Origin of the sequence: Oryzicola mucosus, from assembly GCF_014534685.1 — a bacterium.
Taxonomy (GTDB): domain Bacteria; phylum Pseudomonadota; class Alphaproteobacteria; order Rhizobiales; family Rhizobiaceae; genus Oryzicola; species Oryzicola mucosus.
In genome coordinates, this window is record NZ_JACVVX010000003.1 from 487,985 (window position 1) to 504,105 (window position 16,121).

A 16,121-nucleotide genomic window follows, 5' to 3' on the forward strand; every position below is an offset into this window, starting at 1 on the left:
CGAACAACTCAACAACAGCCGATCTGGAATGTACTCTTCTAGTCAGATTGGAGGATACTACCGCTTCCCGGCATACGCACTTTGAACCAGCGCTGCACCACCCTTTGCCATCGTCCGCAGCGGCGGGAAAGCTGGCAAAGTCGAGCCTCAGATAAGCTTGGTCAGTTTTCGATCGAGCGGCAAACGAGGCGCCGCAAAATGATCAGAATCAATATCCGTAACGACGATTATTTGAATGCAACCGGCGTGTCGGCCGAGATGTTCACGGCCGCGGACGGCATCCACCGCTTTCACGAAATCATTGAGACCAAGCGTATCCCTGCCGGCATCAAGCGGTCGAAGCAGCTTGCAGTGGCCCCGGGCGAGAACCCGCAGCAAAGCGGGAGCGGCGTTCTCGGCTCCCGGCTGGACAGTCCCTCGGATGTCCTCGGTCAATTCGCCGGCAAAGCCGCCTTTGCGTTGGGCCTTGTCAGCACAAGCTCCTTGCTGAGCGGTATGGGCACTCAGGCGCAGGCGATAGCCTACGCCCCGCAGGCTGGAGAGCCGGCTGCACCTCAAGCGGCGTCAAGCCTGCCGGCCTGGACCGTGGGCGCGACGTCCTCGCTGCCGGGTCTCGCCGGGCAACGCATCACGCCATCCGCCGCAAGTGACAGCGGCGCAAGCACAACCGGCATCTCTCTGAAGACTGCGACCATAGCAACCCCACCGATCGCGCCTCTGCTCGCCGCGAACGTCGCAATCGCCGAAGAGATCATCGACGCTACGGTTGGAATCAATTCGATTGGCAGTGAGATGCCAGGCGGACCGATAACCAACATACCGCCGCCCGGCTGGGAACCGGGCGAACCGATTATCGATGCGGCGCCTGCCGTGACCAACGTAACGGGGACGCCCAACAAGATCGCCATCGAAAACGCCAAGCAAGGCAACCCCATCAGCGAATGGGGCGTGGAAGGTGATGGCGACGGCAACATCCAGGGCTTCGCCACCGAAATCAGTACCAATGTCGGGCAGACGGTGGATTTCAAGATTGCCACCGATTCCACCAACTATCGCATCGATATCTATCGGCTCGGCTATTATGGCGGCGCCGGCGCGCGCAAGGTCGACTCGATCGACAAATCGATGACCTCGGCTCAGGTCCAACCGCATCCGATCGTCGACATGTCGACCGGTCTCATCGATTGCGGCAACTGGGATGTCTCCGCGAGTTGGCAGATCCCGGAGGACGCCGTCTCGGGCGTCTATATCGCCAAGCTCGTGCGTGAGGACGGCACGGAAGGCGAAAGCATCATCCCCTTCGTGGTGCGCGACGACGCCTCGACAAGCGATGTCGTGTTCCAAACCGCGGATACGACATGGCAGGCTTACAACGCCTGGGGCGGCGCCAGCTTGTATTACGGCCAGGTGCCCGTCGATCCGGCTGACATGATCGGCTACATGCCGCCCAACTGCAGTTGCGGCTTGACCGCCATCGGCCGCGCCTCCGCCGTCAGCTACAACCGCCCGATCATCACCAACACCAGCCCGGTAGGCGGCACCCACGACTTCATCTTTGGCGTCGAACATTCCGCGATTCAATGGCTCGAACAAAACGGCTATGACGTATCCTATATTTCCGGCGTCGACAGCGCCCGGTCGGGCGGCAACCTGCTCAACCACCAGGCCTTCCTTTCCGTCGGCCATGACGAATATTGGTCAGCCGAACAGCGTGCCAATGTCGAGGCCGCGCGCGATGCCGGCGTCAACCTTGCCTTCTGGGGCGGCAATGACTGCTATTGGAAGGTGCGTTGGGAAACCAGCATCGACGGCAGCGGTACGCCTTACCGCACGATGGTCTGCTACAAGGAAACTTGGGGCACAAGCGTCGATCCAAGCGACACCGGCACCGGCACCTGGCGCGACCCGCGCTATGCAGATCCCGGCCAGGAACCTGAAAACTCGCTGATCGGCACCATGTTCTCCGTCGACGGCTACCGGCTCGACACCATCTCGGTCGGCTACGACTTTTCCAACCTGCGCTTCTGGCGCAACACCGACGTGGCCGATCTCGAAGAGGGGGAATCCCTCGACCTGGTGCAGAACATTCTCGGCTATGAGTGGAACTCCGACGTCGAAAACGGTTTCCGGCCCGCCGGCCTGATCAACATGTCGCTGTCGACCGTTTCTGTGAACAGCTATCTCAGAGATTACGGCACCAGCGTCGGCAGCGCCGACGCCACCCACAGCCTGACCATGTATCGGGCCGAAAGCGGCGCGCTGGTGTTCAGTTCCGGCACCGTTTTCTGGTCGTGGGGTCTGAACTCCAACCACGAAGGTCCTGCGACCCCAACCGACCGCAATGTCCAGCAGTCGATGGTCAATATGTTCGCCGATATGGGCATCCAGCCGACGACACTGGATGCGAGCCTCGTGTTGTCGACCCAATCAATCGATACGATCAAGCCGACCTCCACCATCACGTCCCCGACGCTTGGCGCTAGCTTCGTCGAAGGTCAGCGCGTGACCATCACGGGAACGGCCCTGGATGCGGGTGGCGGTGTCATTGCCGGTGTTGAGATATCGCTGGACGGCGGACAGCGCTGGTTCAAGGCGTCAGGTCGTGAAAACTGGAGCTACAGCTGGGTCGTACAGGCCAGCGGGACCTACACGATTATGTCGCGGGCTGTCGATGACAGCCTCAATCTCGAGACGCCCGGGGCCGGAGAGCAGGTGTCGGTGACCTTGCCGACCACCTCCAGCCTGTGGACCATGGGCACCACGCCGACCACCGAAACCGAGCTCGACCGCAACGGCATCGAACTCGGCGTCAAGTTCCAGGCCACCACCGGCGGAGCGGTCGAAGGCATCCGCTTCTACAAGGGCTTTTACAATGTCGGCGAACATGTCGTCAATTTGTGGAAAGAAGACGGCACCTTGCTCGCCACCGGCACCTCGACCGGAGAGTCGCTGTCGGGTTGGCAGACTGTAACCTTTTCGACCCCGATCCAGATCACAGCAGGAACCACCTACGTCGCATCCTATCATACCAACGGCTATTACTCGATCAACGACGGCTATTTCACCTCGACCTATTCCAATGGCCCGCTGAAGGTGATGCCGGGCGGCGGGGTCTTTGCCTACAGTGCGGAACCTGGAGCATTTCCCGGCAACACCTACAACGGCAACAACTATTGGGTTGATGTCGTCTTCAACGCCGGAGCGAACGAGGTTCCCGTTGCAACCGACGACAGCGGCTTCGTCGTGACCAAGAACACCACCTTGGCGCTCTCCATCGCCAGCCTTGTAGCCAACGACACCGATCCCAATGGCGACGCTTTGACGATCATTGCCGTCGGCAATGCGTCGAACGGGACGGTTTCGCTCAACAGCCAGACCGGCAATGTGATCTTCACGCCCGACACCGGATATAGCGGGCCGGCCAGCTTCAGCTATACGCTGTCGGACGGTCGCGGCGGAACCGACGAAGGTACCGTCAGCCTGACGGTCGATGATGGCCCCGCCGGCGTGACGCTGTTCCAGCCGGGCGACGGCCCGAGCAACACCGGAAATACAGAAACCGCATCCGTCGAGCTCGGCATGAAGTTCGTGTCTTCGGCCAGCGGGACAGTCACCGGCATCCGGTTCTATAAGGCGGTTGGCGACACCGGCCCCCATACCGGCTCGGTCTGGACCGCAAACGGTACGCTGCTGGGAACCGTGACGTTCTCGAATGAATCGCTGAGCGGCTGGCAGACCGCGACATTCGCAAGTCCCGTCCAGATCACCGCCGGAACGACCTATATCGCCTCTTATCATACGTCAGGCAGATACGTTTCCGACGCAAACTATTTCGCCACCTCCCACAGCAACGGACCGCTCACGGCGCCATCGTCATCGTCGAGCGGCGGCAATGGATTGTTCGCCTACGGTACAGGAACCCGCTTCCCCAACGCCTCATACCAGGCGAGCAACTATTGGGTCGATGTCGTCTTCAACCAGTCGACGGTCAACACAGCGCCGATCGCAAACAACGACAACGGCATTTTCGTCATCCAGGACACACCGCGCATCATCAACTTTACGACGCTGCTTGCAAACGACAGCGATCCCGATGGCGATGCTCTTACCATCATCTCCGTAGGTGGAGCGGCAAACGGCACGGTCAGCCTCGACAGTCAAAACAACACCGTCGTCTTCACGCCGACCGCCGGCTATAACGGGCCGGCCAGCTTCACCTACACCATATCCGATGGCGGGACTGGAACTGCGTCTGCAACCGTCGATCTTACGGTCAGGGCGCCCGCGACATCGCTCAGCCTGTTTTCACCGTCCGACACGCCTGCGATTGCCGCGGTCAACGACCGGAATTCGGTCGAGCTCGGCATGAAGTTCACGGCATCGGCCTCAGGCACGATCACAGGCATCCGATACTACAAGAGCGCGCAGGATACCGGCACCCATACCGGCTCGCTCTGGACAAGCACGGGTACACTATTGGCGACGGCCACCTTTACCAGCGAGAGCGCAAGCGGCTGGCAAACCGTGACCTTCTCCGACCCGATCGCGATTTCGGCCGGCACCACCTATGTCGCAAGCTATCACTCCAACGGCTACTATGCCGCGACGCAGAACTATTTCACCAGCACCCGCAGTAATGGGCCGCTCTCCGCTCCATCCAGCAGTTCCAGCGGAGGCAACGGCCTCTACGCTTATGGGACCGGAACTCGCTTTCCCAACGCGAGCTACAATTCGACGAATTACTGGGTCGACGTCGTCTACGAACCGGCGGCGCAGAACACCGCGCCTGTCGCGAGCAGCGATGGCGAGTATTCCACCACGTCCAACACGGCGTTTTCCATCCAGGCATCGGCCTTATTGGCCAATGACACTGACCCAGACGGCGACGCCCTGGTCATCACCGGCGTCGGCAACGCGGTGAACGGCACGGTCGTCTTCGATGCGCAGTCGAACACGGTGACGTTTACGCCGACGACCGGCTACCAAGGCAATGCCAGTTTCTCCTACTCGATCTCCGATGGCCGAGGCGGAACCTCCTCCGCCAATGTGTCGCTGGACGTGGTTCCATTCGGCGACGAGCAGAACCTGTTTTCGGAAGACAGCACGCCGGCGATTGTTTCCGTCAACGACTCCAATCCGGTCAATCTCGGCATGAAGTTCCAGGCCGATGTCGCAGGCTGGATCACCGGCATCCGCTTCTATAAGGGCGCCGACAACACCGGACCGCACACTGGCTATCTCTGGACCTCGACCGGCACCTTGATGGCCAGCGCGACGTTCACGGGCGAGACCGCCAGCGGGTGGCAGACAGTCAGTTTCTCGCAGCCCGTCGCTATCCAGGCGGATACGACCTACGTCGTTTCCTACTCAACCAACGGCTCCTACTCGGCGACGGGGAACTTCTTCACCTCGGATGTCTCCAACGACAATCTGCGCGCTCTGTCCTCCGCGCTCAGCGGCGGCAACGGGGTCTATGCCTACGGGACGAGCGGGATTTTCCCGACGAGTTCCTACAACAGCACCAACTACTATGTGGACGTCGCGTTCAGACCGCAGCTCGCGGCTTAGAGGATGGGGATGCCATTACAGACTGGATCAGACCAACGACTGCCGGTGACGGTGCTCACCGGCTTTCTCGGCGCCGGCAAGACGACGCTTCTGAACCATGCATTGTGCAATCGAGAGGGGCGTCGCGTCGCGGTCATTGTCAACGATATGAGCGAGGTCAACATCGATGCAGACCTCATCCGCGATGGCGATGCCAAGCTGTCGCGGACCGATGAAACGCTGGTCGAACTCAGCAATGGATGCATCTGCTGCACGCTGCGCGAGGATCTTCTAAGCGAGGTTCGACGCCTCGCGTCCGACGGACGGTTCGACTACCTTCTCATCGAAGGCACAGGCATTGCCGAACCTTTGCCGATTGCAGCGACTTTTTCGTTCCGCGACGAGCGCGGTGCGGCCCTGTGCGATGTTGCGCGCCTGGATACCATGGTGACGGTGGTCGACGCGGCAAACCTGCTGGCGGACTATTCCAGCGACGATCTGCTGTCCGATCGCGGCCAATTGCGCGACGGCGACGACACAAGAACGCTGGCCGATCTGCTTGTCGAACAGATCGAATTCGCCGATGTGATCGTCATCAACAAGGTTTCGGATATCAGCCCTTCCGCGCGTGCGTCCGTCCGGCGCGTCGTCGCGGCGCTGAATGCGGATGCGCGCGTCATCGAAACCGATTTCGGCAACCTGCCGCTCCCGGAAATTTTGGGCACCGGCCTGTTCGAGGAAGCCAAGGCAAAGCGCCACCCCTTGTGGCACAAGGAGCTGTTCGGCTGGGCTTCGCATGTTCCCGAAACCGAGGAGTATGGCGTTTCGAGCTTCGTTTACCGGGCGCGGCGGCCGTTCGACCCCACCTTGCTGAAGGATTTTCTGGCGCAGGATTGGCCCGGCCTGATCCGCGCCAAGGGGCATTTCTGGTTGGCCACGCGCCCCGACCAGATCGGGCTGTTGTCGATCGCAGGCTCCCAGCGCCGCACCGAAACCAAGGGCTTCTGGTGGGCGAGCGTGCCGCAGGCGCAGTGGCCGCGTTATCCGCAGTTCCGCACGCTTCTCGACCGTCATTGGGACCCCGTATGGGGCGATCGTCGCCAGGAGCTCGTCTTCATAGGCGTGGGATTTTCCGAAGCGTCGATACGGGTGGCACTGGATGACTGCCTTGTCGGGCCGGAAACCGCCTTTGACCCCGAGCTCGCACATACGCTCCGCGACCCTTTTCCACCTTGGCATCACGCGCATGCCGCATGACCGCACTGCAACCCTGACCCATGGAGACGACAATGGCCAACGAACTCTACGCTGACGGCATCGGCGAAATCACCATCACAGGCTCGATCGTTCGCATCGACTTCATGAGCCTCTCCGAAACCGAACGCGACGACAAGAACAACCCGAAGCCGACCTTCCGTCAGCGCGTCATCATGCCCGTAGACGCCTTCGCCAACTCGATGGACCTGATGCAAAAGGCGCTCGACGGACTGGTCGAAGCCGGTGCCGTCCGCCGCACCGCCGAACCGGCCAGGCGCCCGGCGGTTGAAGCTGTACAACAGGGACAAAACGCCTCGCCGAACTTCAACTGACCAAAGCACTCTGTTCGCGGGGGCGGCCATGGGCACATTTCAGCACACCGGTCTTCAGTGCCTGGCCCTGGTCGCGCGCCATCACGGCATCGACCTCTCGCCGGAGCGGCTCGTTCACGATTATGCGGTAAGCGACCAACCGGTCGCGACACGGCAGTTGCTGCGCATGGCCAAGGACGCGGGCATGAGTGCGCGTCACCTGAAGCTCTCTTGGCCGGGGCTCTTCAAGCTCGGAGAGGCCTATCCCGCCCTTGCCCAGTTGGGGAATGGCAACTGGGTGGTGATCGCGGGCGCACTGGAGGGAGAAGACGGCGGCACGATCCGCGTTCTGGATCCTCTGGCGCAGCGTCCGGAAATGCTGCTGCTGAACGAGCAGCAGTTTTCGAAATGCTGGCACGGCCAGGTCATTTTGCTGAAGCGCGCCTTTCGTCTCGCCGACGACGACCAGCCCTTCGGCTTCCGATGGTTCATTCCCGAAATCATCCGCCAGCGCAGCCTGTTTCGCGATGTCGCACTCGCCGCCCTCGTGCTTTACGGGCTTGGATTGGCGACACCGATCTTCTTCCAGATCGTCATCGACAAGGTGTTGGTGCACCAGAGCTATGCCACGCTCACCGTGCTCACCATCGGGATCGGCGTAGCCCTTCTGTTCGACGCGGCCTTCACATTCCTGCGGCGCTATCTTTTGCTCTACGCCACCAACAAGGTGGATATCAGGGTTGCGACCCGCACATTCGGCCATCTGCTCAACCTGCCCATCGCTTTGTTCGAACAGACCTCGGCTGGCGTGCTGGTCAAGCATATGCAGCAGGTCTCGCGCATCCGTGAATTCCTCACCGGGCGCCTGTTCCTCACCTTCCTGGACTCGCTGTCGCTGCTGGTCTTCCTGCCAATCCTCTTCCTCTATAGCGTCAAGCTGACCCTCGTCGTGCTCGGTTTCACCGCCCTCGTGGGGCTGGTGGTCATGGTGCTCGTCGGCCCCTTCCAGCGCCGGCTTCAGGCGCTCTACAAGGCCGAGGGCGAACGCCAGTCGTTGCTGGTCGAGACGGTCCACGGCATGCGCACGGTGAAGTCGCTGGCGCTGGAGCCGCGCCAGCGCAAGGTCTGGGATGACAGTTCAGCCCAATCGATCTCCGTCCGTTATCGCGTCGAAAAAATTTCGACCATCGCGCAGGCGATCACCGGCCTTCTGGAAAAGCTGATGAGCGTCGCCATCATCGGGCTCGGCGCGCTGGATGTTTTCGACGGCACGATGACGATCGGCGCGCTGGTGGCGTTCAACATGCTTGCCGGTCGGGTCTCCGGGCCGTTGGTGCAAATCGTCACCATGGTTCACGAATATCAGGAAGTCGCGCTGTCGGTCCGCATGCTGGGCGAAATCATGAATCAACGTCCCGAGCAGTTCGGCCGCGGCCGAGGTCTGCAGCCCGAACTCAGCGGTCGGGTCGAATTTTCCAATGTCTCGTTCCGCTATGGGCCGGACGGCGCGCCGGCGCTCGACGACGTCTCCTTCACCGTGCCGGCCGGGACCGTCTTCGGTATCGTTGGCAAGAGCGGATCGGGCAAGACCACCGTTACCCGACTGATCCAGGGGCTTTATACGATCCAGCAGGGTTTGGTTCGGATCGACGGTTTCGACAGCCGTGAACTCGACCTCGTTCATCTCAGGAAAAGCATCGGCGTGGTGCTGCAGGACAGTTTCCTTTTTCGCGGCTCGGTGCGTGACAATATCGCCGCCGCCAAACCCGACGCGAGCATCGAGGAAATCGCCGCGGCCGCCCGCATCGCGGGTGCGGAAGAGTTCATCGAGCGCCTGCCGCGCGGCCTGGAAACCATGCTCGAGGAAAACGCCTCCAACCTCTCCGGCGGCCAGAAGCAGCGGCTCGCTATTGCCCGCGCCCTGATCACCAACCCGCGCCTGCTCATCCTCGATGAGGCGACAAGCGCGCTCGATCCCGACAGCGAGGCCATCATCCGCCAGAACCTGCGCCAGATCGCGCAGGGGCGCACGGTCATCATCGTGTCGCACCGGCTGTCCACGCTGGTCGATGCTGATGCCATCCTCGTTGTCGAACGGGGCAAGATCGCCGATATCGGCCGTCACGATGCGCTGGTTTCCCGCTGCATGACCTACCGCCATCTGTGGTCGCAGCAGACGAGGCAGGTCGCATGAGCGCCAGTGTCAGCAAGCTTCCCGTCAAATCGGCTAGGCCGGGCCTTCCGGCAAACACATCGGTTCCGGAACGCTCCATCATCGCAGAGTTCCAGTCCGACGCCGTGGAACTCGAGGAACGCACACCGCCCAGAATAGCGCGTCTGACGCTCTATGGCATAACCGCGCTGATCGGCGCGGCCATCCTGTGGGCTTCGCTGTCGTCGGTGGACGAGGTCGTCATTGCGCCCGGCAAACTGATCACCACCCAGCCAACCATCATCGTGCAGCCGCTCGAAACCTCCATCATCCGCTCGATCGACGTCTCGGCGGGCGACGTGGTTCGCGCCGGGCAGACGCTGGCGACATTGGATGCCACCTTCAGTCAATCCGATGTCGACCAGCAGCAGGCAAAGTTCATCGCCCTCGACGCCCAGGTGAAACGGATGGAGGCGGAACTATCGGGCGCCGATTATTCCAAGCTTGCCGGCACCTCGGACGACGAGTGGCTGCAGGTGCAACTTTTCGGGCAACGCCGGGCCTTCTACATGGCGCAGTTGCAGAATTTCGAGCAACAGATCGCCGGGCAGGCGGCCGCGATCACCTCTGGCAGCGAACAGGAAGCAATTCTGCTCAGCCGTCGCGAAAACCTTTCGCTGATCGAGAATGCCCGCGAAACGCTCTACAAGAACGAGACCGGCTCGTTGCTCAACCTGTTGAGCTCGCGCGATGCCCGATTGGACGTCGATGCCAGCTTGTCGCAACTGCATGGCAACGCCGCCGAAGCCGGCCACACGCTGGCCAAGCTCAAGGCCGACCGGCAGGCTTTCATCGAGGATTTCCGCCGCGTCACGATGGAAAAGCTCGTCGAGTTGCGCAGCCAGCGCGACACGGTGGGCGAAGAAGTGAAAAAGATGGAATTGCGCCGCAACATGATCGTGCTGACTGCGCCGGCCAATGCGGTAGTTCTCGATCTCGCTCAGCGTTCGATTGGGTCGGTCGTACGTGAGGCGGAGCCGATCGTCACGCTCGTGCCGTTGAACGTGCCGCTCGAGGCTGAAGTGTCGATCAACGCGCGCGACATCGGCCGTGTCGCGGTCGACAAAGAGGCGCGGGTCAAGTTCGACGCTTATCCATTCCAGAAGTTCGGCACCACCGCCGGCACGATCCGCACGATCAGCCGCGATGCCTTCACACCCAGCCAGGAGGAAGCCGCGACGACACAATCCATGGCTCCCTACTTCAAGGCGCGCATCGTCCTTGCCGAAAATCAGATGCAGCTTGCCGGCGAGCCAGTGCGGCTTCTGCCCGGTATGTCCGTATCGGCCGAACTCAAGGTCGGCCGCCGAACGGTGATGTCCTATTTCCTCTACCCAATCGTGCGAGGACTCGACAACGCCATCCGCGAGCCGTGATACCAGCGCTGGTCACGTCTGCGGATGCCAGTCCGTCATCTGCAGGATGTTGCCCCCGAGCTTGGCGAAAGCCCTTTGGCGGCAGGAAAAAACGAGAATTTGCTGATCGCGCGACTGGTGGTGCAGAACGTTGAACATACGCTCGATGCGGTCATCGTCGGAATACACCAAGGCATCGTCCAGGATGACGGGCGCAGGCCGGCCGTTCTGTGCGAGCAGGCGCGCAAAAGCAAGGCGCGTCAGCACTGAAAGCTGTTCGCGCATACCGCCGCTCAGCCTGTCGACATCCTCGTCCTGGCCGTTGCGGCGTATGGTCTGCGGCAGAAGAGTCTCCTCGTCGAAGACGATGGAAATGTCGTCGAACAGCAGGCCGAGCAAAGGACGCAATTCGCTGATGACTGGCTTGAGATAGAGATCCTTGGCGGCGGATCGCGCCGACTGCAGCGCCTTGCGCAGCCGGTCGAGAACTTCGACCTCGGTCCTGTAGTGCCTGACCCGCTGGTCTGCTGCCGCGCGCGCCTCACTGGTTTCGCGCCAGACCTCCTCAACAGCGTCGTCCGAGCGCGTGCGTATGTGGCTGTTGAGCTCTGCCAGCGTTTCACGCAGCTTCGCGATTTCCTGCTGGGCAGCCTCCTGCACAGACCGTGTTCGGCGCAATATGGCTTCGGCGGCGCCCAAATCCTGGGCTCCGGAACGCAACGCAGCCACGCCAGACTCGGCCTCCAGAAACCGCGCTTGCGCGGCAGCATGATCAGCCGCGAGCTTTTCTTCCCTGGCGGTTCGGTGCTCTGCCGGGCCCAACAGAGCATCGAGCCGGGCCAGTTCCGCCGCAAGTGTGGCATAGGTGGTCTCGGCAGCGACCACCGCATCCGCTGCCCGGTCGCGAGCAGGCTGGGCCTCACGTGCCGCGTTGAACGTGTCTTTCACCTTTTGATTGGCGCTGGCTGCCTGCTGGCGCACCTGATCCGCGTCCGCCTTGAATTCGAGGGCTGTTCCACACAAAGCCTCAAGCCGGGCAATGTTCTCACGCAAAGAGGCAAGGCCTTGAGGCGCGAGATGCGTAAGCTGCTGGCGCGACAGCGCGAGTTCGGTTGACTTGTCGCGTGTAGCGGCTTGTCTCTGCCGCGCCGCGTCCAGGCTTTCCACGCCGAGGGACGTCAACAGCTTGCGGTGCGTCTCTTCCGCCTTATGAAGCGCGTCGTCGGTCGTTGCAGGACGGTTGGACCTGAGCGTCAGCGTTCCGACGCCGGCAATCGTCAGTTGTGCTGTTTCGGCAAACACCTGCTCGGCATCGTGTTGCAGCACGACACCGTCCATGGCGACCGAGCCCTCCGCCCCTTGAGCATAGGCAAGGCGGACCGTCGGCAGGGTCGCGTCCTTTGCCGCCCGCAGCCGAACCAGCTCGATTTCCAGCTTCTGCAGGCGCTCGACCGCATCGGTCGGCAAAGTAAGAAGGGCGAGCGCGGCTTCCTGCGCCTCGATGCCGGCCCGCAATGTTTCGACCTGTTCGAGAACACCGCGCATCTCGCCGAGTTCTTCCGCCGCCTTGCGCGCCGCCAGAGCGGCATCCAGCCTCGACAGAAGCTCGCGGGCTTCACGCTCTTCGGCCTCTGCGGCCTTCACCGCTGCCATGGCGGCATCGATGCTGGCTGCGGCTGCATCGCGTTGCTCCAGCGCGTGCTGTCGCTTTTGCCCGGCGGCATCCGCATCGGCGCGCAGTTTTACGGCCTGCGCATGCGCTGTCTGGAACTCGACTAGACTGCTCTGAGCGGCATCGCGCCGGTTGCGGGCCAATGCTGCTTCCGCCTCGGCGGTTTTGAGCAGTCCGGCCCGAGCCTTTGCCGCATCGAAAGAGGCTTGCGCTTTTTCGACGGCCAGTAATCTTTCGGCTGCTTCGTCGGGGTCCTCCAATTCGGCAAGACGCTTGAGTGCTGCGCCGCGTTTTTCCAGGGCATCCCTCAGGGCGTCAACCTCAACGCCGAGCTGCCGTTCCTTTTCGGCAAGACGCCTCTGCTCCTCGAGCGCCTGATCATAGAGGCTACCGGCCTTTGGCTTCAGGGTAGGCGTTACGTAGCGGAAAAGTTCCTCGCTGCAGGCGTCTGCGATCTCCGCCATGCGGCGACCTCCGGTCAACGCCTCGACCTCGCCTTGCACGGACGACAAAAGGCTTTCGCGAACGCGCTTTTCGCCCTCTTCCTCGGACTTGCTGCGCTTTTCGATGCCTGTCACGCCCTGACGCACCCAGAGAAGACCGCCCGGCCCTGCCGTCCCGCCCCGGATCAGGTTGGCGATGAAAGCTTCGGCCTCGTCGGCCTGTGCCACCAGCCGCTGACTGGAAAGATCGGTGACAGCAGCGCGTTTTCCGCCATAAAACTGCTTGGTCAACCGATAGCGGCCTTCCGAGGTGGTGATATCGGCTTCGACAAGCGGATTCCCGCCGCTATAGGGGCGCAACTGCCGCACCGCCTCCGGCGTGCCGGTATGCGCCTGGAAAAACAGCGCATGCAAGGCTTCGAAACTGGTCGATTTGCCGAACTCGTTGACCGCGCAAAGAACATTGACGCCGTCGCCGATATTTTCGATCGCGACGCCGCGTCCAGCGAAGCGCTTGACATTGTGAAGCCGCAGCGCGGTGATCTTCATGACGCGACCTTCTCGGAATAGGAGAACAGCCTTACGAGCGCCGCGCGCGCCACATCACGGTCAGCCTCCGAGCGGGCTTCATCCGTGCTTTCCGCAAGCAGCGCTTCGGCGGCCTGGCGCAGGGCTCCTGCCCTGTCGATGAGGTCGAGATCCTCGCTTTCGCAATCCGTCGACAACGCGCTCTCATCCAGTTCGAGCAGGGCGAATTCGGGCGCGGCGTGTTCGACAGCCGATGCGAGCGCGGTGCGGCCGGCAAGCCGGGTCCGCCCGGAAGCTTCGATCCTGATCAGGGACTGCCGCCGCAGCGGGCCGGCAGGAAGCAACCCACTAAGCGCTGCTACGCAATCGTCCTGGGACAGGAGATGTAAAGGCAGTGTCCGCCAGGTAAAACTGCCCGTCTCGAGCGGCAATACTTCTGGCGCCGAACCTGGCCCTGCAATCGAGACGAGAAGCGCCTGCCCCGGTCTATCATGCTTGAAGCGGTCCGGCTCAGGCGTGCCGGCATAATGGGTGTGCGAATTGACGGCAATTGCACCATGCCAGTCGCCCAGCGCCAGATAGTCTAGCCCGGCTCGGCGCGCGCGGTCGGGCGCGATGACGTCGGATGCCGCCGCGTCTTCGGAAAATTGCTGGATCGCGCCATGCGCGAGACCGATACGGATGGTCCCTTCCGGCGTCGCAGCCCCATCCATCCAGTGGGTCAGATCCCGCCCGGGCCTGCGCGCGGTGCAAGGCGCCGGCAAAAGGGCGACGCCGGGAGACAAGATCACGACTTCCGTTTCAGCGGCAAAGACGATGTTGTCCGGCGCATTGCCGCGCAAAGCCGACCATAGCTGCGCGGCCTGCAAGGAGTCGTGATTGCCGGGCAGCACGACCCAGCGGATCGGGGCGTGATGCCCCATTTCCGCAATGGCCTGCCGGCGGGTTTCGGGCGTTGGAGTCTCGGTGTCGAACGTGTCGCCGGCCAGAAGAACGGTGGTGGCGCCCTGCGCACGGGCATGGTCGGCCAGCCGCGCGATGATGCCATGCCGCGCTTCGCGCAATCTTCCGCGCAGATCCTCCGGCATGTTGCCGAACCGCTTGCCGAGATGGAGGTCGCCGCTATGCAAAAAACGAAACATGCCCGCTTTAAGCCTCAAGCCGGAGCGGGATGCAACCGCCCCAGCGGCCAACCGCGCGGCACAGGTCCAAACCCACTTGGAAGGGTGTTGAAAACCCCCGGAGAACCCTGCCGTTTGCCCATATGCCTGCCCTGATCGGCCAATAGTCATCCACATGCTTTGGAGGCTTGCCCTTGCGGCGACGGCCTCAGTCTGATTCCTTGTCGGGATGGGGGGTTGCCCTGATTCGTACGCCCCGCTCAGCGACAGGGTGGCGCTTCAGGCGCCTGATAGGTTGATAAACATGAACACCAAGCCGCAAATTCTCGAGATGAAGCCGAAGATGACCGTTATCGGCGTCGGTGGCGGTGGCGGAAACGCCGTCAACAACATGATCGCCGAGAAGCTGGAAGGCGCTGAATTCATCGTTGCCAACACCGACGCCCAGGCGCTCACCATGTCCAAAGCCACCCGGCTGATCCAACTCGGGGCCCATGTCACCGAAGGTCTGGGCGCAGGTTCGATGCCCGATATCGGGCGCGCTGCGGCGGAAGAATCCATTGACGAGATCATGGACCATCTCGCGGGCACGCATATGTGCTTCGTGACGGCGGGGATGGGCGGCGGCACCGGAACGGGCGCAGCGCCCGTCATCGCGAAGGCCGCCCGCGACGCCGGCATTTTGACGGTCGCTGTCGTTACCAAGCCGTTCGTTTTCGAGGGGACGCGGCGTACGCGCGCTGCCGAGGAAGGCATTGAGCGCCTGCGCGAATGCGCCGATACGGTCATCGTTATCCCGAACCAGAACCTGTTCAGGATATCCGACGCCAAGACCACCTTTGCCGATGCCTTTGCCATGGCCGATCGTGTGCTCTATTCCGGCGTCGGCTGCATCACCGACCTGATCGTCAAAGAGGGCCTGATCAATCTTGACTTCGCCGACGTGAAATCCGTCATGCGCGACATGGGTCGCGCGATGATGGGGACCGGCGAGGCTTCGGGAGAAGGCCGTGCGAAAATGGCAGCGGAAGCTGCAATCGCAAATCCGCTGCTGGATGAAACGTCGATGGCTGGCGCCAAGGGCGTGCTCGTCTCGATTTCCGGCGGCATGGATATGACGCTGTTCGAGGTCGATGAAGCGGCCACCCGAATCCGCGAGGAAGTCGACACCGATGCCGACATCATCGTCGGCGCCATTTTCGATCAGGCCCTGCAAGGCAAATTTCGCGTCTCCGTCGTCGCCACGGGCCTTGGACGAAGCGCCGATGTGATCCAGCTTGGACGAAAAGCCGGATAGGCTCTGCTCTGCGAACCGGATTTTGACTGCCGCCTTGGGCGAGGCTTTTGCGTGTGGGCAGAAGCCAGCATCATCGTATGGCCTGTGGAAGGCGGCAAGCTCCAGCCTCAACCTGGCCGGAATTATTTTGCTAAAAATCCGCAGGAATTTTTCGCCCTTGCTCGCACAGCGTCCAAACGCGCTCCCGTAGGAAAATATTTTCTATAGACTCTTTGAAATAGAACCCTTTCGCTCACATTGCCCTGTCCGTCCCACGATAATGTGCAGATGAGAGAGAAGCGGGGACAACTTGTGCAGTCGGCAGATGGCAGGCGACCTTGAGGCGATAAGCTTTGCGAGGTCTTGGCGTGGCGTCTTGTTTTCGGCAAGCGCCGACCT

General features: G+C 61.9%; 8 protein-coding genes. 6 read left to right on the plus strand and 2 right to left on the minus strand.

Annotation, left to right across the window (positions count from 1 at the left end; all coding sequences use genetic code 11):
* Window positions 1-198 precede the first annotated feature (198 nt).
* From ICI42_RS12535 to ICI42_RS12555, 5 genes are read left to right on the plus strand one after another with little or no spacing between them, the layout of a single operon-like run.
* Complete coding sequence (locus tag ICI42_RS12535; protein ID WP_188164901.1) at window positions 199-5,568, plus strand: DUF4082 domain-containing protein; 5,370 nt, start codon at window positions 199-201, stop codon at window positions 5,566-5,568.
* A 9-nt stretch (window positions 5,569-5,577) separates the two neighbouring features.
* Window positions 5,578-6,804 carry a GTP-binding protein gene (locus ICI42_RS12540; RefSeq protein ID WP_188164902.1) on the plus strand — a complete coding sequence of 409 codons (1,227 nt, stop codon included), beginning with the start codon at window positions 5,578-5,580 and terminating at the stop codon, window positions 6,802-6,804.
* A 32-nt stretch (window positions 6,805-6,836) separates the two neighbouring features.
* Window positions 6,837-7,136 (plus strand): hypothetical protein, encoded by a 300-nt coding sequence (locus tag ICI42_RS12545; protein WP_188164903.1) that lies wholly within the window; start codon window positions 6,837-6,839, stop codon window positions 7,134-7,136.
* 28 nt (window positions 7,137-7,164) lie between these two features.
* Window positions 7,165-9,309, plus strand: a complete 2,145-nt coding sequence (locus tag ICI42_RS12550) for a peptidase domain-containing ABC transporter (protein ID WP_188164904.1) — start codon at window positions 7,165-7,167, stop codon at window positions 9,307-9,309.
* Window positions 9,306-10,703, plus strand: a complete 1,398-nt coding sequence (locus ICI42_RS12555; protein WP_188164905.1) for an HlyD family type I secretion periplasmic adaptor subunit — start codon at window positions 9,306-9,308, stop codon at window positions 10,701-10,703. Before ICI42_RS12550 ends, ICI42_RS12555 begins: the two co-directional genes overlap by 4 nt.
* Window positions 10,704-10,715: 12 nt before the next feature.
* Here the strand turns inward: ICI42_RS12555 and ICI42_RS12560 are convergent, their stop codons facing one another.
* A complete protein-coding gene (locus tag ICI42_RS12560) occupies window positions 10,716-13,346 on the minus strand; it encodes an AAA family ATPase (protein ID WP_188164906.1) in 2,631 nt (876 codons plus the stop codon).
* Window positions 13,343-14,467 carry a metallophosphoesterase family protein gene (locus ICI42_RS12565; RefSeq protein WP_188164907.1) on the minus strand — a complete coding sequence of 375 codons (1,125 nt, stop codon included), beginning with the start codon at window positions 14,465-14,467 and terminating at the stop codon, window positions 13,343-13,345. Before ICI42_RS12565 ends, ICI42_RS12560 begins: the two co-directional genes overlap by 4 nt.
* Before the next feature lie 283 nt (window positions 14,468-14,750).
* On the opposite strand from ICI42_RS12565, the gene ftsZ reads away from it, so the two are divergent.
* On the plus strand, window positions 14,751-15,743 hold the full coding sequence (gene ftsZ / locus ICI42_RS12570) for a cell division protein FtsZ (RefSeq protein WP_188164908.1): 993 nt from the start codon (window positions 14,751-14,753) through the stop codon (window positions 15,741-15,743).
* The last annotated feature ends 378 nt before the right edge of the window (window positions 15,744-16,121 follow it).

What these genes read in the sequence shown, in the direction of transcription:
- ICI42_RS12535 (WP_188164901.1), top strand. Translation starts at nt 199, where the DNA reads ATGATCAGAATCAATATCCGTAACGACGATTATTTGAATGCAACCGGC.
- ICI42_RS12540 (WP_188164902.1), top strand. Translation starts at nt 5,578, where the DNA reads ATGCCATTACAGACTGGATCAGACCAACGACTGCCGGTGACGGTGCTC.
- ICI42_RS12545 (WP_188164903.1), top strand. Translation starts at nt 6,837, where the DNA reads ATGGCCAACGAACTCTACGCTGACGGCATCGGCGAAATCACCATCACA.
- ICI42_RS12550 (WP_188164904.1), top strand. Translation starts at nt 7,165, where the DNA reads ATGGGCACATTTCAGCACACCGGTCTTCAGTGCCTGGCCCTGGTCGCG.
- ICI42_RS12555 (WP_188164905.1), top strand. Translation starts at nt 9,306, where the DNA reads ATGAGCGCCAGTGTCAGCAAGCTTCCCGTCAAATCGGCTAGGCCGGGC.
- ICI42_RS12560 (WP_188164906.1), bottom strand. Translation starts at nt 13,346, where the DNA reads ATGAAGATCACCGCGCTGCGGCTTCACAATGTCAAGCGCTTCGCTGGA.
- ICI42_RS12565 (WP_188164907.1), bottom strand. Translation starts at nt 14,467, where the DNA reads ATGTTTCGTTTTTTGCATAGCGGCGACCTCCATCTCGGCAAGCGGTTC.
- ftsZ (WP_188164908.1), top strand. Translation starts at nt 14,751, where the DNA reads ATGAACACCAAGCCGCAAATTCTCGAGATGAAGCCGAAGATGACCGTT.